25 protein-coding genes and 1 tRNA gene are annotated in these 24,729 nt (G+C 70.3%); 11 read left to right on the top strand and 15 right to left on the bottom strand.

The annotated features are described in order from the left end of the window. The first annotated feature begins 414 nt into the window (after positions 1 to 414). Both NDI86_RS02715 and NDI86_RS02710 read left to right on the top strand, forming a co-directional pair. Positions 415 to 789: a prefoldin subunit beta gene (locus NDI86_RS02715; RefSeq protein ID WP_310898854.1), complete on the top strand. Its 375-nt coding sequence runs from the start codon at positions 415 to 417 to the stop codon at positions 787 to 789. A 15-nt stretch (positions 790 to 804) separates the two neighbouring features. Beyond that, positions 805 to 1,041, top strand: coding sequence for a DUF3194 domain-containing protein (locus NDI86_RS02710; protein WP_310898853.1), 237 nt, complete (start codon positions 805 to 807; stop codon positions 1,039 to 1,041). A 71-nt stretch (positions 1,042 to 1,112) separates the two neighbouring features. Here the strand turns inward: NDI86_RS02710 and NDI86_RS02705 are convergent, their stop codons facing one another. The 3 genes from NDI86_RS02705 to NDI86_RS02695 form a co-directional block, all read right to left on the bottom strand. Further along, complete coding sequence (locus NDI86_RS02705; RefSeq protein WP_310898852.1) at positions 1,113 to 1,391, bottom strand: DUF8142 family protein; 279 nt, start codon at positions 1,389 to 1,391, stop codon at positions 1,113 to 1,115. 73 nt (positions 1,392 to 1,464) lie between these two features. Continuing rightward, positions 1,465 to 1,863, bottom strand: a complete 399-nt coding sequence (locus NDI86_RS02700; protein ID WP_310898851.1) for a hypothetical protein — start codon at positions 1,861 to 1,863, stop codon at positions 1,465 to 1,467. 104 nt (positions 1,864 to 1,967) lie between these two features. Next, on the bottom strand, positions 1,968 to 2,267 hold the full coding sequence (locus NDI86_RS02695; RefSeq protein WP_310898850.1) for a DUF8081 domain-containing protein: 300 nt from the start codon (positions 2,265 to 2,267) through the stop codon (positions 1,968 to 1,970). 75 nt (positions 2,268 to 2,342) lie between these two features. Between NDI86_RS02695 and NDI86_RS02690 the strand changes: the two genes are divergently transcribed. The 3 genes from NDI86_RS02690 to NDI86_RS02680 all read left to right on the top strand — a co-directional run bounded on the left by NDI86_RS02690 (position 2,343) and on the right by NDI86_RS02680 (position 5,394). Continuing rightward, entirely contained in the window at positions 2,343 to 2,786 is a 444-nt protein-coding gene (locus tag NDI86_RS02690; RefSeq protein ID WP_310898849.1) for a bifunctional nuclease family protein, read from the top strand. Between the two features lie 141 nt (positions 2,787 to 2,927). Next, positions 2,928 to 5,003, top strand: coding sequence for a bacterio-opsin activator domain-containing protein (locus NDI86_RS02685; protein ID WP_310898848.1), 2,076 nt, complete (start codon positions 2,928 to 2,930; stop codon positions 5,001 to 5,003). A gap of 100 nt (positions 5,004 to 5,103) precedes the next feature. Continuing rightward, a complete protein-coding gene (locus NDI86_RS02680; RefSeq protein WP_310898847.1) occupies positions 5,104 to 5,394 on the top strand; it encodes a HalOD1 output domain-containing protein in 291 nt (96 codons plus the stop codon). 40 nt (positions 5,395 to 5,434) lie between these two features. On the opposite strand, the gene NDI86_RS02675 is transcribed toward NDI86_RS02680, so the two are convergent. The 5 genes from NDI86_RS02675 to NDI86_RS02655 form a co-directional block, all read right to left on the bottom strand. After that, a complete protein-coding gene (locus tag NDI86_RS02675) occupies positions 5,435 to 6,979 on the bottom strand; it encodes a (R)-citramalate synthase (protein WP_417936237.1) in 1,545 nt (514 codons plus the stop codon). Positions 6,980 to 7,215: 236 nt separating this feature from the next. Then, positions 7,216 to 7,581: a DUF192 domain-containing protein gene (locus NDI86_RS02670; RefSeq protein ID WP_310898846.1), complete on the bottom strand. Its 366-nt coding sequence runs from the start codon at positions 7,579 to 7,581 to the stop codon at positions 7,216 to 7,218. A 292-nt stretch (positions 7,582 to 7,873) separates the two neighbouring features. Further along, positions 7,874 to 8,071 carry a hypothetical protein gene (locus tag NDI86_RS02665; protein WP_310898845.1) on the bottom strand — a complete coding sequence of 66 codons (198 nt, stop codon included), beginning with the start codon at positions 8,069 to 8,071 and terminating at the stop codon, positions 7,874 to 7,876. Positions 8,072 to 8,201: 130 nt separating this feature from the next. Next, a complete protein-coding gene (locus NDI86_RS02660; protein WP_310898844.1) occupies positions 8,202 to 8,696 on the bottom strand; it encodes a Zn-ribbon domain-containing OB-fold protein in 495 nt (164 codons plus the stop codon). Continuing rightward, a complete protein-coding gene (locus NDI86_RS02655) occupies positions 8,693 to 9,859 on the bottom strand; it encodes a thiolase C-terminal domain-containing protein (protein ID WP_310898843.1) in 1,167 nt (388 codons plus the stop codon). The genes NDI86_RS02660 and NDI86_RS02655 overlap by 4 nt, the downstream gene beginning before the upstream one ends. A 333-nt stretch (positions 9,860 to 10,192) precedes the next feature. Here NDI86_RS02655 and NDI86_RS02650 point away from each other — a divergent pair, with 333 nt between their 5' ends. The 5 genes from NDI86_RS02650 (at position 10,193) to NDI86_RS02630 (ending at position 16,181) form a co-directional block, all read left to right on the top strand. Continuing rightward, positions 10,193 to 11,773: a long-chain-fatty-acid--CoA ligase gene (locus tag NDI86_RS02650; RefSeq protein WP_310898842.1), complete on the top strand. Its 1,581-nt coding sequence runs from the start codon at positions 10,193 to 10,195 to the stop codon at positions 11,771 to 11,773. 129 nt (positions 11,774 to 11,902) lie between these two features. Beyond that, complete coding sequence (locus NDI86_RS02645) at positions 11,903 to 12,451, top strand: DUF7097 family protein (RefSeq protein ID WP_310898841.1); 549 nt, start codon at positions 11,903 to 11,905, stop codon at positions 12,449 to 12,451. A gap of 79 nt (positions 12,452 to 12,530) precedes the next feature. Continuing rightward, positions 12,531 to 13,598, top strand: coding sequence for a HAMP domain-containing sensor histidine kinase (locus tag NDI86_RS02640; RefSeq protein ID WP_310898840.1), 1,068 nt, complete (start codon positions 12,531 to 12,533; stop codon positions 13,596 to 13,598). Positions 13,599 to 13,697: 99 nt separating this feature from the next. Continuing rightward, positions 13,698 to 14,267, top strand: coding sequence for a GMP synthase subunit A (locus NDI86_RS02635; RefSeq protein ID WP_310898839.1), 570 nt, complete (start codon positions 13,698 to 13,700; stop codon positions 14,265 to 14,267). Positions 14,268 to 14,318: 51 nt separating this feature from the next. After that, positions 14,319 to 16,181 carry a DUF2070 family protein gene (locus NDI86_RS02630; protein WP_310898838.1) on the top strand — a complete coding sequence of 621 codons (1,863 nt, stop codon included), beginning with the start codon at positions 14,319 to 14,321 and terminating at the stop codon, positions 16,179 to 16,181. Positions 16,182 to 16,410: 229 nt separating this feature from the next. Here the strand turns inward: NDI86_RS02630 and NDI86_RS02625 are convergent. After that, positions 16,411 to 16,495 (bottom strand) — tRNA-Ser (locus NDI86_RS02625). A 96-nt stretch (positions 16,496 to 16,591) separates the two neighbouring features. Between NDI86_RS02625 and NDI86_RS02620 the strand changes: the two genes are divergently transcribed. Then, positions 16,592 to 17,539, top strand: coding sequence for an AAA family ATPase (locus NDI86_RS02620; protein ID WP_310898837.1), 948 nt, complete (start codon positions 16,592 to 16,594; stop codon positions 17,537 to 17,539). Here the strand turns inward: NDI86_RS02620 and NDI86_RS02615 are convergent. From NDI86_RS02615 to NDI86_RS02590, 6 genes are read right to left on the bottom strand one after another with little or no spacing between them, the layout of a single operon-like run. Next, complete coding sequence (locus NDI86_RS02615; protein ID WP_310898836.1) at positions 17,536 to 18,012, bottom strand: DUF7519 family protein; 477 nt, start codon at positions 18,010 to 18,012, stop codon at positions 17,536 to 17,538. The genes NDI86_RS02620 and NDI86_RS02615 overlap by 4 nt on opposite strands. Further along, positions 18,009 to 19,856: a DUF58 domain-containing protein gene (locus NDI86_RS02610; protein WP_310898835.1), complete on the bottom strand. Its 1,848-nt coding sequence runs from the start codon at positions 19,854 to 19,856 to the stop codon at positions 18,009 to 18,011. Before NDI86_RS02610 ends, NDI86_RS02615 begins: the two co-directional genes overlap by 4 nt. Continuing rightward, the gene (locus NDI86_RS02605) at positions 19,853 to 20,707 is read right to left on the bottom strand and encodes a DUF4129 domain-containing protein (protein ID WP_310898834.1); all 855 of its coding nucleotides are present in this window, start codon (positions 20,705 to 20,707) and stop codon (positions 19,853 to 19,855) included. The genes NDI86_RS02610 and NDI86_RS02605 overlap by 4 nt, the downstream gene beginning before the upstream one ends. 31 nt (positions 20,708 to 20,738) lie before the next feature. Then, complete coding sequence (locus NDI86_RS02600) at positions 20,739 to 22,301, bottom strand: hydantoinase B/oxoprolinase family protein (RefSeq protein ID WP_310898833.1); 1,563 nt, start codon at positions 22,299 to 22,301, stop codon at positions 20,739 to 20,741. Beyond that, a complete protein-coding gene (locus NDI86_RS02595; RefSeq protein WP_310898832.1) occupies positions 22,298 to 24,280 on the bottom strand; it encodes a hydantoinase/oxoprolinase family protein in 1,983 nt (660 codons plus the stop codon). The genes NDI86_RS02600 and NDI86_RS02595 overlap by 4 nt, the downstream gene beginning before the upstream one ends. Before the next feature lie 32 nt (positions 24,281 to 24,312). Next, positions 24,313 to 24,723 carry a GtrA family protein gene (locus NDI86_RS02590; protein ID WP_310898831.1) on the bottom strand — a complete coding sequence of 137 codons (411 nt, stop codon included), beginning with the start codon at positions 24,721 to 24,723 and terminating at the stop codon, positions 24,313 to 24,315. Positions 24,724 to 24,729: the final 6 nt, after the last annotated feature.

The raw sequence follows: 24,729 nt of genomic DNA, 5'->3' as shown, positions 1-24,729 counted from the left end.
TTGTGGAGTGATACTGGACAGCCGTGAGCGAGCGGTGGCGAGCGAACGGCTGCCTTTTTTAGCGTAGATTTTTCGGCCGAGCGGTGCCCGCAGTGAGAGCGCGGTCCGACGCCGTGAGGACCGCGACGGCGAACGGCGAAGCCGTGAGCCACGAGCGAGGACACCAGAGGCCGAAAAAGGTACTCTGGCACGGGATGCACCTGACGGGTGAGCTTCGCGAGCGGGCGGTGGGCGAGGTGGCGGACTGAGGTTGGATACTGGACAGCCGTGAGCGAGCGGTGGCGAGCGGACGGGCCCGCTACCGTGGCAGAGCGTCCCAGACGACGGTGGAGGCACGGATGTCGGGTCCCGGCGGTCCGGTGTCGACAGTCATGAAAGCGTGGGTTTAACAGTCCGGACCCCGACCGGGCGAGTATGCAGGGTAACCTTCCGCCGGAAGCACAGGAGAAACTCGAAGAGCTGCAGGACCTTCAGGAGACCGCACAGCAGGTCGCGACACAGAAGCAGCAGGCCGAGTCGACGCTGCAGGAGTCCCAGACCGCGCTGGACGAACTCGACGACGTCGACGCGGACACGACGATGTACCGCGAGGTCGGCGAACTGCTCGTCAAGACCGAGCTCGACGAGGCCCGCGACGACCTCGAAGAGAAGGTCAGCAACCTCGAAGTCCGCGTCGAGACCCTCGAGAAGCAGGAAGAGCGCGTCCAGGAGCAGTTCGAGGAGCTCCAGAGCGAACTGCAGCAGATGCTCGGTGGCGGCCCGGCAGGCGGCCCCGGCGCCGGCGCGTAAGATCAGTATAAGCCGATGGCGACCGACGACGAAGTCGTAGAGACGGCCGCCGACGCGGCCGAGAACGTCATCTTTGCTCGGCTCAGCGTGAGCGAGGTCGAGGACTACGACGTGACCGTCACCTTCGAGGACCGGGTGCTGGACGTGGATATCTACGTCGAGGCGCCCGACGCGAGCGCCGACGAGGAGCGGGTGGCCGACGACGCGGCGCTGGCCGCCCGCGGCGCCGTCGACGACCTGCTCGGCGAGTGACGTGGCCGTCGGAAATCGCCCCGGTTCGCACGCTAGCGGGTGAACCGGTGTGGTCCGTTCCGATTGGCACGTCAGGTTCGGTCGCTCGCGAACCCGGTTCTGAAGGCTATCCAGCCCAGCACGCTGACGAACAGAATCGGGGGGAGAATCATGAACCCCCACAGCGGGTCGAGTCCCCACCCGAGCAGGAGGACGAGGTCGAACAGGCCGATAGCCACGAACGGCGCGATGAACAGCGTGGCCTTCTTGCGGGTCATCCCCTCGACGAGTCCGTCGTCGTCGTCCTCCAGCAGGTCCGCCGTCGTCCGCTCCGCGGGCTGGTCGAGGCCGGACTCAGCGGTGTCGTCCATACCGTGAGTCGGGGCGCCACGGCCAAAAGTATCGCGTTCGCGAACTGTGGGGCGCGTCAACTGGGGGACCATATCACGCGGCGGCCTGGGCGGTGGGCGTGGCCGTCGCGTCGGGGGCCTCGTCGGCGCCCGACTGGTCGCTGTCCCCGTCACCCGGCGTCAACTCGCGGAGTTGCTCGCCCAGCGAGCCGACGATGTCGCCGTCGAGGTACTGCCCGATGCGGTCCGGAAGGTCGCCGACGAAGTCGGGGACCTGCCCCGGGAGGTCGACGGGCGGCCCGCGGTCAGCGTCGGCCGTCGCCGGGCCGGAGGCGCCGCGTGCGGACGGGTCGTCTGCCGACTGTGGCTCGTCGGCGCCGGTCTGTTCGGCGTTGTCGTCGGCCTGTGCAGGTACGGCGCCGGGCATGGCCGCGGCCGTGCCCGTGAGCAGGAGCAGGGCCAGCGCCACGCCGGCGATTTTGGTGAGGTGCATCGTGTTGTGTCCGCCCGATACTGGAGGCCAGTGGCACTTCAAACGGGGAATCACTGGACCCGAATTCAGTCGTTTTAGACCGCTACTCTGACGATTACGCCGAATTAACGCGATTTATCCCGCGACTCACCCGTCGAGTCGGCGATGGTCGTCTGCGCTGGCGACCCGTCCGCGCCCGCGTCGCGGAAGCGGCGGCCGACCAGGTAGCCGTCGGCGTCGCCGGTGGCCCACGCGGGGGCGTCCTGGACCCACACCGTCGCCGCCCCGGTGGTGCAGGCGCGGGCCCACTCGCGGGCCAGCGGCTTCGTGTCGAACGCGCGGGTCGGCCCCTCGCGGTTGACCCACCGGCCGGCACGGGCGCTCACCCGGCGTGCTGACGGTTTCACGGCGACGAGGTAGCCCATAGCGGTCACTGACGGACTCGCCGCCCAAAACGCCAGCGGGCTAGTTTTTCATACCCGCGCGCCGAACCGGTTTATATGGAACACGAGGCCACGGTCGAGGGGGTCGGCGTCGGCGTCAGCGAGGAAGGGTCGGGGACGCCTGTGGTGCTCCTGCGTGCGCGTGAGGAAATCGTCCCGATATTCGTCAGCACCGACCAGGCCCAGTCGATGCAACTCGCCATCGACGGCGAGCCCTTCGAGCGGCCGCTGACCCACGACCTGCTGGTCGAGATGGTCGCGGACTTTGGCGGGGCCATCGACCGTGTGCGCATCGACGACCTCACGGACGGCACCTTCTACGCGAAGATAGACACCGAACAGTACCTCGAAGACCGGCGCAAGGAGATGGTGTTCGACGCCCGTCCCTCCGACGGCATCGCAATCGCCCTGCGGGTTGACTGCCCGCTGGTCGTCTCCGACGAGGTGGTCGACGTGGCCGGCCGCTCGCCCGAGGAGTTCGACGCCGACGAGGAGCTATAGCGGGCCCGACTGCCGGCACGAGGGGGGCTAGCCACAGGCGCCGTGCTGGAACGGGCGAGTGTAACCACCTGCAGGCGCCTGGTACGTAGCTGGGTTCGACACCGGGACTATGCTTTCGTCGGTCAAGTTCCGAGGGGGTCCATGGAGGACCCCGGTGGGGAGCGACAGGTAGAACAGGACACGTCGGGGCCGGTGTCACCCCCCGCGCTGCTCGACCTGCTGATAACGCGGCTGGCCGAGCCGGCGGCCGTGCTGGACGACTCGCTGGCTATCGTGGCGACGAACGACGCGTTCGCGGCGCTCGGGGCCGCCGACGGCGCGCTGGTCGGCGAGCCGCTCACGGCCGTCGTCCCGGCGTTGACCGACGACGTCGTCGAGGACAGCGTCGACACGCCGGGCGAGTACGTCTCCGTCCGGACCCGCGAAGCGCCCGACCGGGTGACCGAGTTCGGCTTCGACCGCCACGGGTCACACGTGCTCTGTATCGGTCGGCCGGTCAGCCCGACTCGCTCCGTCGGAGCGGCGGCCGACAGCGCCGGCCGGTGGCCGCCCGAGGACGCGCTGGCCGACCTGCAGACGGCGACGCTGGACCTGCTCGCCGCCCGGACCGGAGCGGGCGTCGCCGAGCATATCGTCGAAACCGCGACCGACGTGCTGGGACTACCCGGGGCGACGCTGTATCTGTTCGACGGCCACCGAAACGCGCTGTGGCCGGCGGCCGTCGCCGGAACGGGCGACAGGGACGAGCGGGCGGTGGTCGGCGGCGACGGCGTCGTCAGCGAGGTGTTCCTGGACGGCGGGACGGTCACGGTCGACGGCGGCGACCGCTACCAGTCACTCGGGGACCACGGCGTGCTTTACACCGTCGCGGGACGCGACCGGGGCGCCGGGCAGGAGGAGGGCGCCTCGACACGGCGCGGCCCCGACGAGCGGACCCGGGAACTGCTCGACCGACTCGCCGAGACCGGCCGGGCCGCGCTCGACCGGGTCGAGCGAGAAGCGACGCTCAGGGAGCGCGACGCCGTCCACCGCGAACGGACCGAGCGCATCGCCGAACTGGAGCGGACGCAGTCGCTGGTCCGGCGCGTCCAGCGAGTGCTCGTCGACGCCGATAGCGTCACGGACATCGAGCAACGGGTCTGTGCGGCCCTGACGGCGTCGTCGTGGCTGTCGTTCGCGTGGGTGGGTCGGGCCGCCGAGGACACCGTCGAGCCGCGGGCCCGGGCTGGCCGTGGCTCGGGTTATCTGGAGGCCGTCTCGCTCTCGCTCGGGGACCCCGACGCCGCGCCGGCCGCACAGACGGCGGCCTCGAATCAGGTGACGGCCGTCGACGCCGTGGCCGACGACATCAGAGACGCCCACTGGCCCAGAGCGGCCATCGCCCGGGAGTTCCAGGCGGTCATCAGCGTCCCGCTCCGGACCGACGGCGTCAGCCACGGGACGCTGACGGTCTACGCCGACCGCCCCGTCGCGTGGGACGACTCGCTGGCGTCGGTGTTCACCGAACTCGCGGCCAGCATCGCGATGGCCGTCCGGTATCGGGAGCAGCGGACGCGCCTGGCCGCCGACGCGGGTCTCGAACTGGACCTCTGTGTCACCGCTCCGGAGACACCGCTGGGACGGCTGGCGACCGCCCTCGGGGAGCCGCTGTGCTGTACGGAAGCCATTCCGGTCGACGGGTCGACGACGCGACTCTTCGTCTCGGCCCCGGGAGCCGACCACGACGCCGTCACCGACGCCGTCGCGGGGGTCCCTCGCGCCGACTCACTGGTCGCCGTCGAGGGTGACCGCTACGAGTTGCTCGTCCACGAACCGGGCGTCGTCGGCCGGGCGGTGCGCCACGGCGGGCGCCTCGACACGGTGTCCGTCACCGACGGGGAACTGGCGCTGAAGGTCACGCTGGCCGTCGACGCCGACGTGCGAGCGTTCGTCGACCGGCTGGAGCGCAGCTGTGAGCACGTCCGGCTGACTGCGCGGCGACACCGGCCCACGGCGACCGGACCGCGCGGTGGGATACGCGACTCGCTGGAGGCGGAACTGACCGACCGCCAGCTCGAAGCGCTCCGGACGGCCTACGGCAGCGGCTTCTTCGAGTGGCCCCGCGAGACGACCGGCGAGGGCGTCGCCGAGATGCTCGGGGTCGCACAGCCGACGGTGAACCGTCACCTGCGAGTCGCACAGCGGAAGCTGCTGGAGCTGGTCTTCGACGGCGAGTAGGCCGGCTATACACGTAGCGTCGCCGCCTGCCCGTGGCTACCAGGATAGCCGTAATCGGTTTTCTACCCGGCTCGGTAAGGAGAGGCAGCGAGTTCAAATAATGACAGGTACATCCACTGACCGCGTCGTCCCGTCGTCCGAACCACTGAGCCACGCCGTCGTCGTCGCCGTCGCGGCGCGCCACGGCGTCGACCCGCTCGACCTGGACGAGCGCCTCTACGACTGTATCGACCCGGACGCACTGGACACGCTGTTCGCCTCGGGCAAACGGGACGCCTGCGGGACCGTCCAGTTCGTCATGGCCGGCTGTCACGTCGAGGTGTCGGCGGGGAGACGGGTGACGGTCGAGCGGCTCTACGAGGACCCCTCGACCGCCGAAGCGCGGGTATAACTGCGCGGAGCGCGGTCCCAGCTTCTGGCGTTCTCGATGCCTAGTCGTCGGCCACCAGCGTCTCGCTGTCGTCGGCGACCAGTCGGTCCATGGCGTCGACCATCGCCCGCACCGAGGCCCGGGTGATGTCGGAGTCGCTCGCCGAGACGGCGACGGTGTCGTCGCTTCGGGACATCTCTATCTCGACGGTGACGATGGCGTCCGTGCCGCCGGTGATGGCGTCGACGTGGTAGTCCTCCAGCGTGGCGTTGGCGGTGTGTGAGAGGGCGTCCTCGGTGGCGTTCATCGCGGCGTCGACGGGGCCGGAGCCGACGGCCGCGGCCTTGCGCTCCTCGCCGTCGACCGACAGGCGGACGCTCGCCGTCGGCGTATCGGAGCCCGAGACGGCGGTCAGGCCGAGCAGTTCGACTCGGCGGTCCCCCGCCTGGCCGGTGACCTCGTCGGCGATGGTCAGCAGGTCGGCGTCGGTGACGCGCTTCCCACGGTCGCCCAGTTCCTTGACGCGGCCGACGATTTCGTTCAGCTGGTCGTCGGTGGCCTCGACGCCGTGTTCGTCGAGGGCCGCCTCGACGCCGGCGCGGCCGGCGTGCTTGCCCAGCGCGAGGCGGCGCTCGCGGCCCACCTTCTCCGGGGCGTAGGGCTCGTACATCGCGTCGTCTTTCAGCGTGCCGTCGGTGTGGATGCCCGACTCGTGGGTGAAGGCGTTCTGGCCGACGACGGCCTTGTTCGGGGCCAGTTGGATGCCCGTCCGGTTGGCGATGAGTTTCGCGAGGTCGTACACCTCGGTCAGGTCCATCGACTCGACGCCGTAGCCGTGGTCCAGGGCGATGGCGACCTCTTCGAGGGCGACGTTGCCCGCTCGCTCCCCGATACCGTTGATGGTGCCGTGGACGAGGTCCGCGCCCGCGGCCACGGAGACCAGGGCGTTCATCACGGCCAGACCCAGGTCGTCGTGGGTGTGGGTACTCACCGGGCCCAGTTCCGAGAGCCGGGAGACGCATTCGAGGGCTCGGTCCGGCGTCGCGTGGCCGACGGTGTCGGCCCAGCAGATGCGGTCCGCGCCGGCCTCGAGCGCGGCGGCGAGTAGCTCTTCGAGGTAGTCGAGGTCCGCGCGCGAGCCGTCCTCGCCGATGACCTCGACCCACAGGCCGTGGTCGGTGGCGTACTCGACCAGTTCGACCGTCGAGGCGACGTTGTCCTCGCGGGAGGTGCCGACCTTGTCCTGTACGTGGCGGTCGCTCGCCGGGACGACGAGGTCGATGCCGTCGACGCCACACTCCAGGGCGAGGTCGATGTCGTTCTTGATGCCCCGACAGAAGCTCGTCACGGTCGCGTCGAGGTCCAGTTCGGCGACCCGCGAGATTGTCTCGCGCTCGCCCGGACCCGTACAGGCGCTGCCCGCCTCGATGACGTCGATGGCCGCCGCGTCGAGCTTGCGGGCGATAGCGGCCTTGTCGTCGGGCGTCAAGGAGACGCCGGGAGCCTGCTCGCCGTCGCGCAGGGTGGTGTCCAGGAACTGTACGCCGTCTACCTCGTCGAGGGGACGCGTCGCTGGGTGGTCCCCGAACAGTGTGTGCTGGCTCACAGAAAGGTCACTTCCATCACTCGGGGCGAATTTCACACCCAGCCGCCTCGCGGCGACTTCCTCTATCCTCCGTCGGGTGTTCCGACATAGTACCCGGTACTGGGACGTTCATGGTCTTTAGTCTGGCGGATGCGATTCGAGGTGGTGGATTGGCTGTAGAGCGGGATATTCGCCGGTGTCGGCGGGGTGTTCCGGCTGGAGACAGTCACCACAGCGACGACACCGGGGATGCGTACTCAGGACTCCACGACCACGGTATCGCCCACGCTGACGCCGTCGGCGGCGCCCGCGGGGAGTTCGATGACGGCGTCGGCCTTCGCGTAGTCGAGCGAGCGCCACGGGTACATCGTCCTGACCTTGCGGACCTCCTCGTCGGCCAGCCAGACCACGTCGGTGGGGAAGCGGACGAACAGCATGTGGATGACCCGGCGGCGCACCGCCCCGAAGGGCCAGGACGGCTCGAACCGAAAGACCAGCGCGTAGTCGTCCGGTATCGACCGGCGGCCCATTAGCCCCTTCGACTGCTCCAGCATCGTCTCGGCCGTGTGGACGTTCGTCGCGAGAACGTCGGCCGAGCCGTCGGGGTCGTGAACGACGCGCATACGCTCGCGTGGGTACGTCACCACGTAAGCGTTCCGTCAGCGTGTCCGGCCGAGCGGCGGCGAGTCGCGGACACGCGTGTGGACGGACCACTCCGAATCCACCGAACGCCGGAGTGGCTACTACGACACCTCTCAGCGACGGCGACCCGCGAAAATAACGCCCCGGCCACACCCCTCGCGTCGCGGGTGCGATTCCGGGTGTGGCCTGCACGGTCACCGTGGTCGGGACACCCCGGAAGCGCCGGGTGGGGTGTCGTCGTTCTCGGCGTATCTGGCGCTCCTCGGTCGTGGGTTACGCCTCGACGACGGCTCGGTCTTCGGGCTCGTCGTCGTCACGATACCAGCCGGCCAGCCAGATTCCCGACGCGACGAGAACCAGGATGATACCGAGGACCGACGTGAGCGGTTCCGGGAACAGGAAAAACAGCGTGCCTATCACGAGCAGTCCACTGACGCCGATAACGCTCCAGTAACTCTCCCAGTCTACCATATCCGTACAAACCAGCGCGACGACCAAGCCGATTCGGCTTGCGCGTGCAACAGAGGACGGTACAGGCGTTCTGTGTCCGTTCAGCCGCCGATTCCGGCGACAGGGTCGCGTTCGGTGCGACTCGCCGGCGTCACACCAGTTCGAAGACGTGGAGCGGCCACTCCTCCTCGTAGGACAGGTCGAACTCCGAATCGATGTCGACTGTCTCAGGGGCATGGACGCGGAGTTCGACGCGGTCGCCGATGGCAACGTCCTCGAGCGGCGCGTCGACTCGACCTGTCAGTCGAGCCGACGAGTCGAGTTCGACCACGGCGACGGTTATCGGCGCCAGGTGGTCGAACGCGGACGGGGGTCGGACGACCGACGTGTACGAGATTACCTCGCCCGTCCGGGGCTGGTCCGAGAGCGTGACTGCCCGGCTGCCGCAGTTGTAACAGGCGGGACGCGGCGGCAGCATCTGTGTCTCACACTCCGTACAGCGGGCGGCCACCAACTGGCCGTCGGCTAACGCGTCGAAGAAGCCGGGGAGCGTGAACGGCGAGTCGGCGGTGATGTCGTCCGGAGCGAGCGGTCCCGTCGTCGTGGAATCGGCGTCTGTCATCGGTGAGTTACGCTCGTCAGTCATTGTGTAGTCAGGACGTGGGCTGCGGTGTGGGCGTCCGCGACGCCGCCTTCGTTGACGAGCAACGCGGTGTCGGCGTCGGCCACCTGTCGGTCGCCGGCCCGGCCGGTGAGCTGTTCGTGGGCCTCGACCGCCTGCAACAATCCGGTGGCCCCGATGGGGTGGCCGCGGGCCTTCAGCCCGCCGCTGGTGTTTATGTGGACGTCAGTCCAGCCCGGCGACCGGTCCTCGGGAGCCTCGACCGTCTCGATGCCCCGACCCTTCGGGGCGAACTCGGCGGCCTCGGCCAGCAGCGCCTCGCAGACGGTGAAGGCGTCGTGGACCTCCGCCACGTCGATATCCGCGGCGTCCACGCCGGCGTCCTCGTAGGCGGTCGAGGCGGCGACGTTCGCCCCCTCGACGAAGGTCAGGTCCCGTTCGGCGACGGCGAGGTTGTTGGCCGCCGAGCCGACGCCGGCCACGCGGACCGCGTCTTCGCGCCCCACCAATTCGTCGGCCACCGCGTCGTTCGCGACGACGACGGCCGCGGCGCCGTCGGTGACCGGCGCACAGTCGTACAGTTTCAGCGGTGGCGCGACGTCGGGGGCGTCCATGACCGTCTCGATGTCGACCGCGTCCTGGAACATCGCCCGCGGGTTGGCCGCCGCGTTCCGGTGGTTCTTGACGGCAATCTTGGCCAGGTCCCGCTCCGTCGCGTCGGTCTCGTGGAGATATCGTCGCGCGAGCAGGGCGTACGTGGCGGGCGCGGTGATGCCGGACCGCTGTTCTAAGGCCCGCTCGAAGGCGGCGCCGAGCGCGTTCGTAGCGCCTTCGGTGCCGCCGGCGGTCATCTTCTCGACGCCACAGGCCAGCACGGCGTCGTGGACGCCCGCCCGCACGTCGCGGACCGCGTTCTTGAGCGCGAGCGCACCGGCGGCCGCACACGCCTCGACGCGCTCCGCGGGGACGTTCCGCAGGCCGGCCCACTCGGCCATGAGCGTCCCATGCATAATCTGGTTCTCGTACCGTTCGGACTGTGCGCCGACGTAGAGCCCGTCGACGACGTCGGCGGGGTCGGGCAACTCCTCGAACGCCTCGGCCAGTGCCGTCGAGAACAGGTCGCGGCCGGGCAGGTCTGTCTTGCCCAGCGGCGACGAACCGACCGCGATGAGATGCGCTGTGGCCATCCTCTGTGAATCCGCAACTGACGACAATAATAGTTCGTCCCGAGGCCCGCAGCCCTCCGCGCTGGGCGCCGAGCGGCGGTTCGAAACCCATCCTATCAGTATTGTATCCATTTCTGTTACGGTGGCTATCGCCGCCGTCAGTACATCCCGGCCTGTCCTGAGGGACCGCTCCTGCCGCCGTGACGAGCGAAAACGAACATCTCAGGGGCGATATACGCCCGTTCTCGGCATCTGTCGGTCCAGGTCACTTCTGGTCCCTACGGGCGCGATTCGCGGGGACCCCGCAGGGGGTGAGAAAGAATTTTACGTGCGACAGACACGTCTTGGCATACCATGCACCGACCGATGACGACGCTCGGCTTCCTCGACAGAGGGGTCGACGTCTACGGTGACGCCGTCGGCGTTATCGCCCACGACGGCACCGAGTACACCTACGCCGAGTTCGGCGAGCGGGTCGACCGAGCGGCGGCGGCGCTTTCGACTATCGGCGTCGAGGCGGGCGACCGCGTGGCGCTGCTCTCGCCCAACACGCACTGGTTTCTGGAGACGCTGTACGCCATCAACGTCCTCGGGGCCATCTCGGTCCCGCTCAACTACCGGCTCATCGCCGAGGACTACGAGTATATCCTCGACGACTGCGGGGCCCGGGCGGTGGTCGCCGACTACGAGTACGCCGAGAAGATAGAGGCGGTCCGCGACCAGGTGCCCGCGACGGCGTTCGTCGCCAACCCGGCCGACCGTGTCGACGGCGACTGGCGTGACTACGAGTCCCTGCTGGAAGCGGCCGACCCCGACCAGGTCGAGCGCCCCGACATCTCCGAGGACGACCCCGCGACGATAAACTACACGAGCGGGACGACCGGCGACCCGAAGGGCGTGGTCCGGACCCACCGTACCGAACACTATCACGCGCTCATCACCGCCCACCACACCGAGGTCACCGACGACGACGCCTACCTCTGGACGCTCCCGATGTTCCACGTCAACGGGTGGGGGTATCCCTACGTCGTCACCGGCGTCGGCGGGACACACGTCTGCCAGCGCCACTTCGACGCCGCGGGGTCCTTCGAGCGTATCCACGACCACGACGTGACCTACCTCTGTGGCGCGCCGACGGTCCTCGACGAGATGGTCAGCCACTACGAAGCCAACGATATCGCGGCGACCGGCGACAAGCCGGTCAGAATCGCGACCGCGGCCAGCCCGCCGCCCGAAGCCACCATCCGGACCGTCGAGGACGAACTCGGCTGGGACATCTTACACGTCTACGGCCTGACCGAGACCGGCCCGCTCATCACGACGAGTAACTCGCCGCGTCGAATCGAGAGCGAGGGACGCTTCGCCATCAAGACCCGCCAGGGCCACGCCATGCTCGGGACCGAACTCCGCGTCGTCGACGAGGGCGGGGAGGACGTCCCGCCCGACGACGAGACGATGGGCGAGATAGTCGTCCGTGGCAACCAGGTCATGGACCGCTACTGGAACAAGCCCGACCGGACCCGCGAGGCCTTTTCCAGCCGTGCCGACGGCTGGTTCCACACGGGCGATTTCGCCAGTATCGACGAGCGCGGGATGATTTCCATCAAGGACCGCAAGAAGGACGTCATCATCAGCGGCGGCGAGAACATCTCCAGCGTCGAGGTCGAGGACGCGCTCTACGACCACCCCGACATCCAGCGCGTCGCCGTCATCGGCGTCCCCCACGAGAAGTGGGGCGAGACGCCCAAGGCAATCGTCGTGCCCGACGTCGGCGCCGACCTCACCGAGGACGGGGTCATCGAGTTCGCCCGCGACAACCTCGCACACTTCAAATGCCCGACCGTCGTCGAGTTCGTCGAGGCCCTCCCCGAGACCTCCACGGGCAAAATCCGCAAGGTCGAACTCCGGGAGGCCCACAGCGACCCCGTCGGGTGAGGCCGTCTTCGGCGGGTCGCAGTCGCGACCGGACGACGTGGCGCCAAAGCCTCTCGGGGTCGAGGAACTCCGACGTGGTCTGTGCGCGGAGGGGCAGATTCAGGTAGCTGGCGACCGGAGACACCGGGTATGGAGAAGGCACCGGGCGGGACGAGCGTCGGCGTCTCCGACCCCTACGACCACGTCGACCGGTGTGACTTCGTCACCGACGAGGGGAACTGTCGCTGGGCGCGCGAACACGGCCACCACGACCCGGAGTTCGCGAACGCCCGCAGCGCCGAGGGCTTTCGCTGTCCGGCGGCGGTCGGACCGGACGGCGACGCCGACGAGGCCGAGTGGGCGTGGGCCGACTGCCCGCACTTTCGCTGTCGGAACCGCGACCGGGAGTGTCTCCGCTGTGGGCTCGAAGAACGACGAAACGCCCACGACGAGTCGCGCCCGCTGCTGGAGGAACACCACCTCTCGTACGGCGAGTCGGCGGACGAACTCTCACACGAGATAACGGTCTTGCTCTGTCGGTGGTGTCACGCGAAGGTCCACAACTCCTGGGCGCGCATCGACGACGACGCCGGGCCGGACCCGGAGGCCGTCGCCGCCCGTGAGGGCCGGAAGAGCCGGGAGCGCTCGGAACTGGGCTTTACCTCAGCCGCCGACCGGTACGACGCGGACGACGCGTAGCCTCGTTGCCACGTCGAATATCAGCCGTGATAATCAGGCGGTCGGGTTTGAAGTAGTCCGCTGTGAAAGGGTCCACATTGTGCATCAGCCGGAGCTCTCGAAGCAGTCACTGGGCACTGGCTACGTGGTGGCGACGGGCGTCGCGCTGTCGCTCGCGCTCGTGGCCCACGCAGTGACGGCGCTGTCGGCCAGTCTCACGGCGATGCTGGTCGTTCTGGCCGGTATCGTCCCGGCGCTGGTGCTGGTAGGCGCGAACCAGTGGGTACCGCGCAGCGGTCTGGAGGGGGCACAGGTCTGGACGGTCGCGGAGTGGGGCGGGCTTGGCGTCGGCCTGGTGACGCTCGTCCACCTCGCCATCTCGCTGTCGGGGGACCCAGCGGCGACGATGCGGACCGCGATACTGGCGAGCAGCGTCGCATTCGGTGGGTTCGTCGGCATCCTCGTCGGCACGGTCATAGAGCTGCGCCGGTCGCGACGGCGCCTCGCCCAGAGCAACGACGTCCTCAACCGGGTGCTCAGACACGACCTCCGGAACCGGCTCAACGTCGTGCTGGGCCACCTGGACGAACTCGAACGAACGGCTTCGGTCGAGACGGCGACCGACACCGCGGAGCTCCGACAGTCCATCGAGGACCTGCTCTCGACGACCGAGAAGGCCCGCCAGATAGACGTCGCGCTGGGCACCGACCAGCGCGACCAGGGCCCGCGGGACCTCGTGGCCGCCGTCGAGAGCCGCCTCGACGCCCTCGAACGGGCCACCCCGGCGGCGGCCGTCGAGCGGGACCTCCCCGACGAGGCGCTGGTCCGGGCCGACTGGCTGCTGGGCACCGTGCTCGACAACCTCGTCGAGAACACCGTCGTCCACAGCGAGACGGCGCCGTCACTTTCAGTCAGCGTCGAGGCCGACGCGCGGACCACCACGCTCGAACTCGTCGACGACTGCCCGTCGATTCCGCAGGCCGAACTGGACGTCTTCTCGGCGCGGGCCGAGACGCCGCTCCAGCACTCGAAGGGCGTGGGGCTCTGGCTCGTCATCTGGGTGGTCGAGAGCTACGACGGCAGCGTCGCCTTCGAGCGGACGCCCGACGGCGGTAACGTCGTCCGACTGGAGTTCCGGACGGCGACGTGGCTCGACCGGCACCGATAGCGCACTCGCGGCCGTGTCTACGGACCGGTGTACGAGCGCTGACCGGGCCGCGAGCAGCTATCACGGGATATATACGCCGGGATAGCGTGACAGCTACCAATGACTCACATCGTCGTCATCGACAACCACGGCCAGTTCACGCACCTGGAGCAGCGGGCGCTCCGGGACATGGGCGTGGACGTGGAACTGCTCGACAACGACACGCCGCCGGCGGATATCGACGCCGACGGGGTCGTCCTTTCGGGCGGCCCGGACATGGACGACATCGGCAATTGCCCCGACTATCTCGACCTGGACGTGCCCGTGCTGGGCATCTGTCTGGGGATGCAGCTCATCGCCGACCAGCTCGGCGGCGAGGTCGGCGGCGGCGAGTACGGCGGCTACGCCGACGTGACCGTCGAGATTCTCGACGAGGAGGACCCGCTCGTCGGCTCGCTGGCCCCGGAGACCCGCGTCTGGGCGAGCCACGCCGACGAGGTGAAGGAAGTGCCCGACGGGTTCACCCGGACGGCCACCTCCGACATCTGTGGCGTCGAGGCGATGAGCGACACCGACCGGAACCTCTACGGCGTCCAGTGGCACCCGGAGGTCGCCCACACCGAGGAGGGCGAGGCCGTCTTCGAGAACTTCCTGGCGGTCTGTGAACAGCAGTCGGCGCCCCGACAGTAGGCGCGTTCGGAGCGGCTGGATTTATATAGCGCGGCCGGATGTCATAAATAAATGACTGCCACACAGGGGAATCTTGCGAGCCTCTCCCGGTTCATCTTCCGGGCGCCGAACTGGTACGCAAGCCTCGCCTTCGCCCTGTGCATCGCGGCGTTGACCGGCGTCGCGGCCTTCGACTCGCGGTTCGTCCTCGACGACGCCTGGCAGGGCGTGTTCTTCATCGGGCTGCCGACCGCCATCGCCGGGGCGATGACGCCGTGGGTCGACCGCCGGATGGGTGGCCAGCTCACCCCGAACCGGGCCTCGCTGCTCGCGCTCGTCTGTGAGCTCATCACCATCGCCTTCCTGACCGCCGCCGGCGTCGTCGCCCTGGTCAGTGGGCGCCTCGGCGCGAACTTCGTCTTCGACGTGTTGCTGGTGGCGCTGGCCTCCATCTTCGCGTTCCGGCTGCTCATCCTGCTGGCCGTCTCCCGGTACAGCATCCTCCGGGCGGCTGTGCCCGCGAGCGTCCAGACCGGCGCCGCGGCGGGGATGCTCGCGGTCTACAGCGGGGCGACCAGCTACATCCTCGACGACCCCCAGCTCCAGGACCTGCTTGCCCGCTCCGAACAGGCGCCGCCGGCGCTGCAGGGGTTCATCCCGGCCGATTTCGTCCTGCTCGCGGTCATCTGTCTGCTGTACGCCGTGGCCGTGTGGGTGTTCCTGGTCGCCATCGACCGACCGTGGCGCTCCTCGCTGGGCGTCTCCGCGCTCGACTTCCTGCGCGGGTTCGTCGGCTACCTCGCGGAGGGGTCCGACGAACTGGAGACCTTCTTCGAGGACATCGGCGAGGAGGCCATCGTCCCCGTCACGGTGCTGTCGGTCCGCCGTCCCAACGGCGAAGAGAAGGCCCGGTTCGTCCTGCCGATGATACACCCCGGACCGATGGGGGAGATAGGCGGCGGGAACCTCCCGAAACGGGTCGCCGACGCCGCCGACGGCGTCGCCTTCCCGCCACATGCCACCGCCGGCCACGACTTCAACCTCGTCACCGAGAGCGAGGTCGACGTCATCCTCGACGCGGCCGAGACCGCATTCGAGAACATCGACTACACCGCCGAGGCGACGGCGGGCCACCGCCACGAGGAGGGCGAGGCGACCTTGCTCGGACAGTGCTTCGGCGACGACGCGATGGTCGTGACGACCTACTCGCCGGGGTGTGCCGACGACGTGGACTACGCGGTCGGCCTCTCGGCGATGGCCGAGGCCCGAAGCGGCGGGCTGGGCGACGTGTTGCTCGTCGACGCCCACAACTGCAACGACGGGCTGGACGGCGATGACCTGGGCCACGTCGTCCCCGGGAGCCGGCGGTCGTTCGACATGATACAGGGGGCCGGCCAGCTGGGTCGAACGCTCGCCGGGGCCGACCGGGGGCCGCTGCGCTGTGGCGTCGCCTGGGCGGAAACGGACTGGGTCCCCGAGGAAGGTATCGGCCCGCTGGGCATCCGGGTCGCCGTCTTCGAGGTCGGCGACGCGCGGACGGCCTACGTCCTCGTCGACGGGAACAACATGGAACCGGGGCTGCGCGAGACTATCATCGACGCCGTCGAGGGCGTCGACGCGGTGGAGGTGATGACCAGCGACACCCACATCGTCAACACGATGGAGGCGGAGAACCAGGTCGGCCAGGCCATCCCCGAGAGCGAGGTGGTCGACCGGATTACCGACCTGGTCGCGGCGGCCATCGACGACCTCGAACCGGTCGAGGCCGGGATGGCGAGCGAACGAGCGAACGTGACGGTGTTCGGCAACGACCGCACCGAGACGCTGGCCTCGACCGCCAACGCGATGGTGTCGCTTGGCGGCGCGCTGGCCGCGGCGTTCGTGCTGGCGGTGATGGCCGTCAGCGTCCTCATCTTCCTCGTCGCCGGCGTCTGAGCTGGCCGGTCTGTCCATCAGCGGTCAGTCAGGTGGCACCGAGTTCGACACAGCACTCGCTACGCTCGTGAGTTGTGTCGGTGAGACGCCGAGGAGGAGATTTGAACGAGCCGAGACGGTCCTGCTCGTCTCACTCTGCTCAACTGCGCGGGCTGCGACTCGTCGGCTCAAATCTCCACATATTTGTTTGCTGGCGACTCGCTACGCTCGTCAGTTTGCGCCAGCAAAACGCCGAGGAGGAGATTTGAACTCCTGAGTCCGTGAGGACAGTTGCTTTCGAGGCAACCGCCTTGGCCAGGCTAGGCTACCTCGGCTCACTCGTACGTTCCGCCGTCTGCTCTTTAGGCGTTTCGATTCAGTGAGTGGTGTGTTCGCGACACCCATATACCGGGCGGGTGACACACCCACGTATGGACGTCACTGAGGCGCGCGACGTGACGAGTCAGGTCCTCGACGCTGTCGGCCGGGCAGTCGTCGCCGACCGGGAGTTCTTCGAGACGGTGTTGCTCGGCGTCGTCGGCAAGGGCCACGTGCTCCTGGAGGACGTGCCCGGCACCGGCAAGACACTCACCGCACAGAGCGTGGCGACGGCGCTCGGACTCTCGTTTGCCAGGGTGCAGTTCACGCCCGACCTCCTCCCGGCCGACATCACCGGGACACACGTGTTCAACGAACAGACCCGGGAGTTCGAGTTCAGCCGCGGCCCGGTCTTCGCGAACGTGGTGCTGGCCGACGAGATAAACCGCGCGCCGCCAAAGACCCAGTCGGCGCTGCTGGAAGCGATGGAGGAGAGACAGGTCACGGTCGACGGCGACACGTACGCCCTCCCCGACCCCTTCTTCGTCATCGCAACGCAGAACCCCGTCGACATGGAGGGGACCTTCGAACTCCCCGAGGCGCAGGTCGACCGGTTCCTCGCGAAGAGCGCCATCGGCTACCCCGACGACGAGGGCGAGGTCGACCTGCTCCGGCGGCGGGCCGGCCGCTCCGAGCAGAGTCCGAGCGTCGAGGCGGTGCTTGACACCGAGCGGGTCCACGCGCTGCGTGCCGTCCCGGAGACGGTCACCGTCGACGACGACCTGCTGGAGTACATGGCCGCCGTCGCTCGCTCGACGCGGGAGGACCGCCGCGTCGAGGTGGGCGTCTCGCCGCGCGGGACACAGCGCCTGTTCGAAGCGGCGCGGGCGAGGGCGACCATCGAGGGCCGGGCGTTCGTCTCCCCGGACGACGTCAAACGGGTCGCACAGCCCGTACTGGCCCACCGGCTCGTCCTGACGCCGGACGCGCGCGTCGAGCAGGTGGCAAAGCGCGACGTGCTGGCGGACGTGCTGGGCGAAGTCCCCGTCCCGACGGTCTAGCGGAGCCCGTAGACGGCAAGCACCGAGCCCACGAACAGGAGCCCCGCCGTCAGCGTGTCGACGGCCGGCACGGCGACGGCGAGGGTCGAAAGCGAGAGGCCGCCGACGGCGGCCGCGCCAACCAGCGTCCCCCCGGCGACGCGGACGAGTTCGGCGTTGCGGGTGACGGCTTCGTCCGCCAGCCCGTGGTCGAGCGCGACCGCGTAGTGCCCGAAGTCCCACGCGAGCACCGCCGCCGCGGTCGCGACGAGCAGTGCGAGGGGGCCCGTTCCCACCACGCCGGCGACGAGGACGGCGACCGCGAGCGTCACCGCACCGGCGGTCACGGCCCGACGAGCGGCGCGGACGGTGCCGACGGCCACCAGCCCGACCCCGAGCAGCGCGACCGGGGCCGCGAGCGTCGTCGCGGCGACGACCCCGCTGAGGAGGGCGGCGACGACGGCGGCCACACCCACGGGGCGAACGCCGGTCACGAGAACCACTCCCCGCGCTGTCGTTCGATTGCGACCGCGAGGGACTCCTCGTGGCGCCAGTCGACGACCGGAATCCCCTGCCGGCGCAGCGAGGAACAGCGGAACTGTCGCCGCGCGGCCGCGACGGTCCCGGCGGCCGTCGGCCGGGTCCCGGGGTCCGGGCTGAGGACCGTCACCGCGTGGCCGTAGGCGGCGAGGTACCGCAGCACGCGGACCACGTCGTCGTCGGTCAGCGGCGAGCAACAGACCACCTGCGCGGCGCTTGGCAGTTCCCGCCTGAGCCACCGGAACGTCGCCTCGGGGAACCACTCGCCGACGGCCGGCGTCGGACCGACGGCGGCGTTCGTGGCGAGCACCGTCTCCAGCCGACTCCGGTGGGCCTGCCCGCCGCTTGGCGGGACGTACAGCCGGTCGGTCGAGAGCGCGGCCAGGCCGACACGGTCGTCGGCGTCGAGGCGGGCGTCGAGGACGCCGCGTGCCGAGAGCACCGCCCGGTCGACGGTGGTATCGAGGGTCGGGTCGGCCGGGGCGTGGTACGCGTCGGGGCGGGCGTCGACGAGCACGACCACCGTCGCGGACTGCTCCTGCTGGAACTGCAGCGTCGACAGTTCGCGAGTGCTGGCGTAGCGGTTCCAGTCGACGCGCGAGAGCGGGTCGCCGGGGCGGTAGTCGCGCGTGGCGTAGAACGCGATTCCCTCGCCACCGTCGTCGGCCTCGATGCGCCCCCGGAGCCGCGTCGTCTGGGACCGGACGGGGACGTCGAGGTCGGCGGACGGGAGGGAGACCGAGAGACTCTCGTCGCCGGTGACGGCGGGCTCGGTCACCCGCGCACTCGCCCCGGCGGCGTCGCCGGCGACGACGCGTGGCGCGTCAAAGCGGTGCTCGCCGCGCGTCGCGCGGACGGTGTACTCCACGGTCGCCGTCGCGTCCGGCCGCAGGGCGGTCGCCAGCTGGGGCGAGCCGTCGGTGACCGCCAGCGCGTCCGGGACGCCGTCGGCGACCCGACAGTCGACCAGCGCCCGGTCGCCGTCGTTGCGGACCTGCATCCGCACGGTCACCGCGTCGCCGTGTGCCGGTTCCTCGGCGTGGATGGCCCGCGTGACCGTCAGGTCCGGGTCCGGTGGACGGGAGGCGACGCCGACCGCCAGCGCGACCACCGCGACCGCACCGGCCAGCAACAGCCCCGGTCGTCGGGCGACGATGCCGACGCCGACGAACGCGAGCGGGACCGCCCGGAAGCCGGCCCACCGGCCCGTCTCGACGACGCCGGTCCCCGTCGGCGTCCGCGCTTGGCTCGGCTCCGCGTCGGTGGCGGGCAGCCCCAGCAGCTCCCGGATGGCCGCCCCGGCGCGGTCGAGACGGTAGCCGAGTGTCGTGGTCCCGTCGCGCCTGGCTCGCAGCCAGTCACGGAGCTGCCGGGACCGCCCCACGTCGTCGGCGAACGCCGCGGCCGCGACGGGGTCGTCCGTCCACGCTCCCGACCCGATGACCTCGTCAGCAGTGGCGTCGTCCAGCCCGTCCCGGGCCACCGCGCGACGGAGGAGCGTTCGAACCTCGTCGGCGAGGCGGCGGTGGCGAGTGAGACGCGCGGACCCGCCCCCGTCGGTGCTGGGCGCCGGCGGAGCGATGTCCCGGTCCGAGGGGTCGTCGAGGACCGCGACGGCCGTGGGCACTCTCACGCGGCGGGAGAGGCTGTACAGCGCGAGTCCGACGCCGAGGATACCGACGAAGATGACGAGCCCCGGTCGGGCCGCGGCGTCGAAGCCGCCGGTCGCGACACCGAGCGCGCCCACGAGCACCGCGAGCGAGCCCAGCGCGAGGGCGAAGCGGCGATGGAGGCTCACGACTCGCTCCCGTAGGCGCGCTCGATGTTGCGCAGCGCCCGTTCGGCCCGCCGCTCGCGCTCGTCGGTCGGCGCGCTGTCGCCGTACCGCACCGACTCGAAGAGGTCGGTCAGCGTCGCCACGTCGTCGGCGTCCATCCCGGCGCGCTCGGCGGCCGCGGCGAACTCACCGGGGGTGGTGGCCGCCGGGTTCGACACGTCGAGCGCCGCCGTCATCTCCCGCCACGCGCGGTACACCGCGTTCTCCGGCGCAGCCTCGGCGGCGAGTCGGTCGGCGGCGCGACCCGCCGCGTCGCCGACTGCCGTCCGCCGGTCGACCCTGTCGGCCGCCTCGGTGCGTTCCTCGCCGTCCCGCGTCGACCAGGTTTCGGTGCCCGTCCCCCGCAGGAGGACCGCGCCGGCGACTGCGACGACCACGAACGACCCGACGGCACCGAGGGTCCACAGCGACTCCGGCGGGGGCGCACCCGACGTGACGCCCGCGGCCGCGGAGCCGTTCGACCCGTTCCCGACGAACGTCCCCGAGATGACCGGACTTCGAGAGGCGACGGCGACGACGGCCGCCACGGTCAGCAACACGCTCGTCAGCCCGGCGACGACGACGTCGTCGTAGCCGTACTGCCTGAGTCCGTAGCCGAGGCCGACGGCGGTACACAGGATGAGGAGGGGGAGAACCAGGAGACCGACGCCGTTCGAGGGCGGCATCTGGGCGGTCGCACCGGTGTCCTGCTGTCCGGGACCGACACGGCTGTCGGTGGTGCCGTCGACGGGGCCGTCGAGCGTCGGGGCGCCGACGACGAGGGCCAGCACCGTCAGCAGCGTCACGAGAGCGAGGACGGGGCGCCGTGACATGGTCCGGTGTTCGGCCCGGCGGCGGTTAAAATTACGTCGCGTCGGGGGGTATGTCCTCGGCCTCCGGGTCGCCGTATCCGCCGCCGCCGGGCGTCTCGACCCGGACCGTCGTCCCGGCGTCGACCTCGCGAGTCACCTTCGCCGGGACCGCCTCGCCGTCGACGTAGTTCGCACCGGGGGCCCCGTCGCCCCCGCCGGCGAGTCCCCAGGGAGCGTGGCGCCGGCGCTCGGTCAGCAAGGAGACGGTGGCGTCGGCCTCGACGGTGAGTTCGCGGACGAGCCCGTCGCCCCCGCGATAGCGCCCGTCGCCGCCGCTGCCCCGCCGGAGCCCGTAGGACTCGACCCGCAGCGGGTAGGCGACCTCCAGGGCCTCGACGGGCGTGTTCAGGGTGTTGGTCATCCCGACCTGGACGCCGCTCGGGCCGTCGGCGTCGCTACTCGCGCCCATCCCGCCGCCGATGGTCTCGTAGTAAGAGAAGTCCGCGCCGCCGACGACGAGGTTGTTCATGGTCCCCTGGCCGGCGGCGGGGACGCGGTCGGGGACGGCCTCGGCGAGCGCGCGAAAGACCACGTCGGCGACGCGCTGGCTCGTCTCGACGTTGCCGCCGACGACGGCCGCCGGGGGCTCGGGGTTGAGCAACGTTCCGCTCGGCGCGTGAACGTCGATGGGGTCGTAACAGCCCGCGTTGGGCGGCACGTCGGGGTCCGTGACGGCGCGGACCGCGAAGTACACCGCGCTCTTGGCGACCGACAGCGGCGCGTTGACGTTGCCCGCGACCTGGGGCGCCGTGCCCGAGAAGTCCACGGAGAGCGAGCGGCCGTCGACGGTGACCGTCACTTCGAGCGGTATATCGGCGTCGGTGACGCCGTCGCCCTCCAGGCGGTCGGTCGCGGTGTAGCTGCCGTCCGGGAACGCGGCCAGTTCCGTCTCCACGCGCTTGCGGGAGTACGCCCGCACCGCCTCGAACGCCGCCAGCAGCCGGTCGCCGTGGTCGACCAGTAGCTCACCGACCCGCTGGGCACCCCGTTCGTTCGCACCCAGTTGCGCCCGGAGGTCCGCTCGGCGCTGGGCCGGGTTGCGGACGTTCGCCGCGACCAGTTCCCAGACCGCCTCGACGGGCTCGCCGTCCGCGACGAGCCGCGTCGGCGGGATTCGCAGGCCCTCCTGCTGGATGTCACGGGCGCCGGCGGGCATGCTGCCGGGGGCCATCCCGCCCACGTCGGCGTGGTGGGCCCGCGAGACGGCGTAGCCGACGATACTGCCCTCGGGAGCGATGGGGGAGACGAGCGTCACGTCCGGCAGGTGGGTCCCGCCGGCGAAGGGGTCGTTCAGGACGAACACGTCGCCCGGCTCGGGGTCCCGGTCCAGCACAGCGTCGACGGCCTCGGGCATCGCACCCAGGTGGACCGGGATGTGTTCGGCCTGCGCCACGAGTCGGCCCGCGGCGTCGAACAGCGCCGTCGAGCAGTCCCGGCGCTCGGTGATGTTCGGCGAGAACGCCCCCCGGACCAGTACCTCGCCCATCTCCTCGGCGACGCTTTCGAGCTGGTTGCGGAGGATTTCGAGTTCGATGGCGTCCAGTTCCGGCGTCATGGCGCGGCCTCCAGTCGAAGCGTCCCCCGCTCGTCGACCGTCAGCGACCAGCCCGGCGGCACGACGACGGTGCTCTCGCCGCCCGCGACGACGGCCGGGCCGTCCAGCGTCGCCCCGCTCGACAGCCCGTCCCACGACAGCACCGGCGTCTCCCCGAACTCGCCGTCGAAGGAAACGTCGCGAGTCAGTCGCTCGCCGGCCTCGCCCGCGGCGTGACCGATAGCCGGTAGCTCGTGGGGGACGGTCGCCGTCGTCCGGAGCGTGACGAGTTCGACGGGTTCGTCCAGCCGGTAGCCGTGGGCCTGCTCGTGGGCCGCGTGGAAACGGGCGGCCAACGTGTCGGGGTCGAACCCCTCGAGTTCGACCCCGAGTTCGTGGCTCTGGCCGGCGTAGCGACAGTCGGCCTCGACGGCGACGGTGGCGGCGTCGGGCTCGGCCGTCTCGTCCAGTACCCGGGTTTCGAGGTCGTCGATGACGCCACGGACGCTCTCGGGGTCGGCCGCGTCGAGGCGCGTCCGGTAGGTGCGGACGGCGTCGTGGCGCTCGTCGGCCGCCAGCAGTCCCAGCGCGGAGAGGACGCCGCTGGCCCGCGGAACGACGACCGTTTCGACGCCGAGTCGGTCCGCGAGTGCGGCCGCGTGCATCGGCCCGGCGCCGCCGAAGGCACAGATACCGAACTCGCGGGGGTCGTGGCCCCGCTCGGCCGTCACGGAGCGGATGGTGCGGGTCATCGTCGCGTTGGCGACCCGGTAGACGCCCCGGGCCGCGTCTATCGGGCCGTCGAGGTCTGCCTCGGCCGCGAGGTCGGCCAGGGCGTCCCTCGCCGCGTCGGCGTCGAGGTCGACTTCGCCCCCGAGGGTCGTCTCGGGGCCGAGATACCCCAGCGCGAGCGCGGCGTCGGTCACCGTGGGTTCGCTCCCGCCGCGGCCGTAACAGGCCGGTCCCGGCTCGGCGCCCGCCGATTCGGGACCGACGCGCAGCGCACCCCCCGAATCGACCCAGGCGACAGAGCCCCCGCCGGCGCCGACGGTCTCGATATCGACCATCGGGACGCGGACGGGCCGGTCGCCCACGTCGGCGTCGGTCGTCCGCTCGACACCGCCGTCCCGGACCAGCGAGACGTCGCTGGAGGTCCCCCCCATGTCGAAGGTCACGAGGCCGGCGGCGTCGTCGGGTTCGAACGCGCTGGCGCCGACGACGCCCGCCGCCGGGCCCGACAGCGCCGTCGTCACGGCGTTGTCCCGCACGGTCCCGATATCCGCGATACCCCCGTTGGACTGCATCACGCGCGGCGCCGGCAGGCCCAGCTCGCGGGCCTCGGTTTCGAGCGCCCCGAGATAGGTCGACAGCACCGGCGTCACGAAGGCGTCGGCCACCGTCGTCGCGGTGCGCTCGTACTCCCGGAACGCCCCCAGCACCTCGTGGCTGGCCGAGACGTGGGCGTCGAGTTCCGCGCGCAGAACTTCGGCGACGCGCCGTTCGTTGTCGGGATGGGCGTAGGCGTGCAGCAGCGACACCGCGACGGCGTCGGCGTCGACGTCGGCGGCGAGCTCCCGAACGGCGTCGGGGTCGACCGGCCGTTCGACGCCCTCGGGCGTGGTTCGCTCGTCGAGTTCGTACCGCCGCGCGTCGGGCACGAGCGGGTCGGGTCGGGCGACCGACTGGTCGTACAGGTCGGGCCGGGCCTGCCGGCCGATGGCGAGGACATCGCCAAAGCCCGCGGTCGTCACAAGCGCCGTCTCGGCGCCGTCGGTCTCCAGCAGGGCGTTCGTCGCGACGGTCATCGCGTGGCGGAACCGGTCGACATCGCTGGGCTCGATATCGGCGGCGTCACAGGCCGCCTCGACACCCGCGACGACGCCCTCGTGCTGTGGCGTCGTCGAGGGGACCTTCGCCGTCGTCAGCCCGTCGGGTCCGACCACCAGTACGTCGGTGAAGGTGCCGCCGACGTCGACGCCGACACGTACCGAATCGTCCATGGCCCGTCTGCGACCGCCCGCGGTAAAAACGCCTAGTTCCAGGTCCAGGCGGAGTCGAGCGCGTACCGGTACAGCCCCGTCACGCCGATGGCGACGGCGTTGCCGACCAGGTACTCGGCGGTACCCAGCGTCACCAGCACGTAGAGGATGCCCAGTTGCAGCGGGATGGCCGTCCCGCGGACGAGGTTCGTCTTTCCCAGGCCCACGAGATACTCCCGCGCCGACGTGTGGCGCGAGCGGTGGAACGTCCACGCGTTGTTGAGCACGTACTGGAACAGAATCGTCAGTTCGATGGCGACGAAGGCACCGACGAGGTAGTTCGCGCCACCGAGGTCCACGAACAGCCACAGGAGCGCGAGCTGGATGCTCGCGGCCGTACAGCCCACGAGGAAGAACCGAACGAGTCGCTCCCGTCGCGGCGACGTGGCGACGCCAAACGACATGGAGCG

The sequence above is a fragment of the Haloarcula onubensis genome, assembly GCF_031624605.1.
Lineage (GTDB): Archaea > Halobacteriota > Halobacteria > Halobacteriales > Haloarculaceae > Haloarcula > Haloarcula onubensis.
Note: the sequence above shows the minus strand (reverse complement) of the source record. Positions and strands in the feature narration are given on the sequence as shown.

Bases quoted from the DNA above. Each gene is read 5' to 3' on its own strand.
- NDI86_RS02685 (WP_310898848.1), top strand. From the start codon at position 2,928: ATGGAGGACCCCGGTGGGGAGCGACAGGTAGAACAGGACACGTCGGGG.
- NDI86_RS02710 (WP_310898853.1), top strand. From the start codon at position 805: ATGGCGACCGACGACGAAGTCGTAGAGACGGCCGCCGACGCGGCCGAG.
- NDI86_RS02605 (WP_310898834.1), bottom strand. From the start codon at position 20,707: ATGTCACGGCGCCCCGTCCTCGCTCTCGTGACGCTGCTGACGGTGCTG.
- NDI86_RS02600 (WP_310898833.1), bottom strand. From the start codon at position 22,301: ATGACGCCGGAACTGGACGCCATCGAACTCGAAATCCTCCGCAACCAG.
- NDI86_RS02665 (WP_310898845.1), bottom strand. From the start codon at position 8,071: ATGGTAGACTGGGAGAGTTACTGGAGCGTTATCGGCGTCAGTGGACTG.
- NDI86_RS02620 (WP_310898837.1), top strand. From the start codon at position 16,592: ATGGACGTCACTGAGGCGCGCGACGTGACGAGTCAGGTCCTCGACGCT.
- NDI86_RS02650 (WP_310898842.1), top strand. From the start codon at position 10,193: ATGCACCGACCGATGACGACGCTCGGCTTCCTCGACAGAGGGGTCGAC.
- NDI86_RS02705 (WP_310898852.1), bottom strand. From the start codon at position 1,391: ATGGACGACACCGCTGAGTCCGGCCTCGACCAGCCCGCGGAGCGGACG.
- NDI86_RS02690 (WP_310898849.1), top strand. From the start codon at position 2,343: ATGGAACACGAGGCCACGGTCGAGGGGGTCGGCGTCGGCGTCAGCGAG.
- NDI86_RS02695 (WP_310898850.1), bottom strand. From the start codon at position 2,267: ATGGGCTACCTCGTCGCCGTGAAACCGTCAGCACGCCGGGTGAGCGCC.
- NDI86_RS02680 (WP_310898847.1), top strand. From the start codon at position 5,104: ATGACAGGTACATCCACTGACCGCGTCGTCCCGTCGTCCGAACCACTG.
- NDI86_RS02630 (WP_310898838.1), top strand. From the start codon at position 14,319: ATGACTGCCACACAGGGGAATCTTGCGAGCCTCTCCCGGTTCATCTTC.
- NDI86_RS02700 (WP_310898851.1), bottom strand. From the start codon at position 1,863: ATGCACCTCACCAAAATCGCCGGCGTGGCGCTGGCCCTGCTCCTGCTC.
- NDI86_RS02595 (WP_310898832.1), bottom strand. From the start codon at position 24,280: ATGGACGATTCGGTACGTGTCGGCGTCGACGTCGGCGGCACCTTCACC.
- NDI86_RS02645 (WP_310898841.1), top strand. From the start codon at position 11,903: ATGGAGAAGGCACCGGGCGGGACGAGCGTCGGCGTCTCCGACCCCTAC.
- NDI86_RS02660 (WP_310898844.1), bottom strand. From the start codon at position 8,696: ATGACTGACGAGCGTAACTCACCGATGACAGACGCCGATTCCACGACG.
- NDI86_RS02655 (WP_310898843.1), bottom strand. From the start codon at position 9,859: ATGGCCACAGCGCATCTCATCGCGGTCGGTTCGTCGCCGCTGGGCAAG.
- NDI86_RS02670 (WP_310898846.1), bottom strand. From the start codon at position 7,581: ATGCGCGTCGTTCACGACCCCGACGGCTCGGCCGACGTTCTCGCGACG.
- NDI86_RS02590 (WP_310898831.1), bottom strand. From the start codon at position 24,723: ATGTCGTTTGGCGTCGCCACGTCGCCGCGACGGGAGCGACTCGTTCGG.
- NDI86_RS02635 (WP_310898839.1), top strand. From the start codon at position 13,698: ATGACTCACATCGTCGTCATCGACAACCACGGCCAGTTCACGCACCTG.
- NDI86_RS02715 (WP_310898854.1), top strand. From the start codon at position 415: ATGCAGGGTAACCTTCCGCCGGAAGCACAGGAGAAACTCGAAGAGCTG.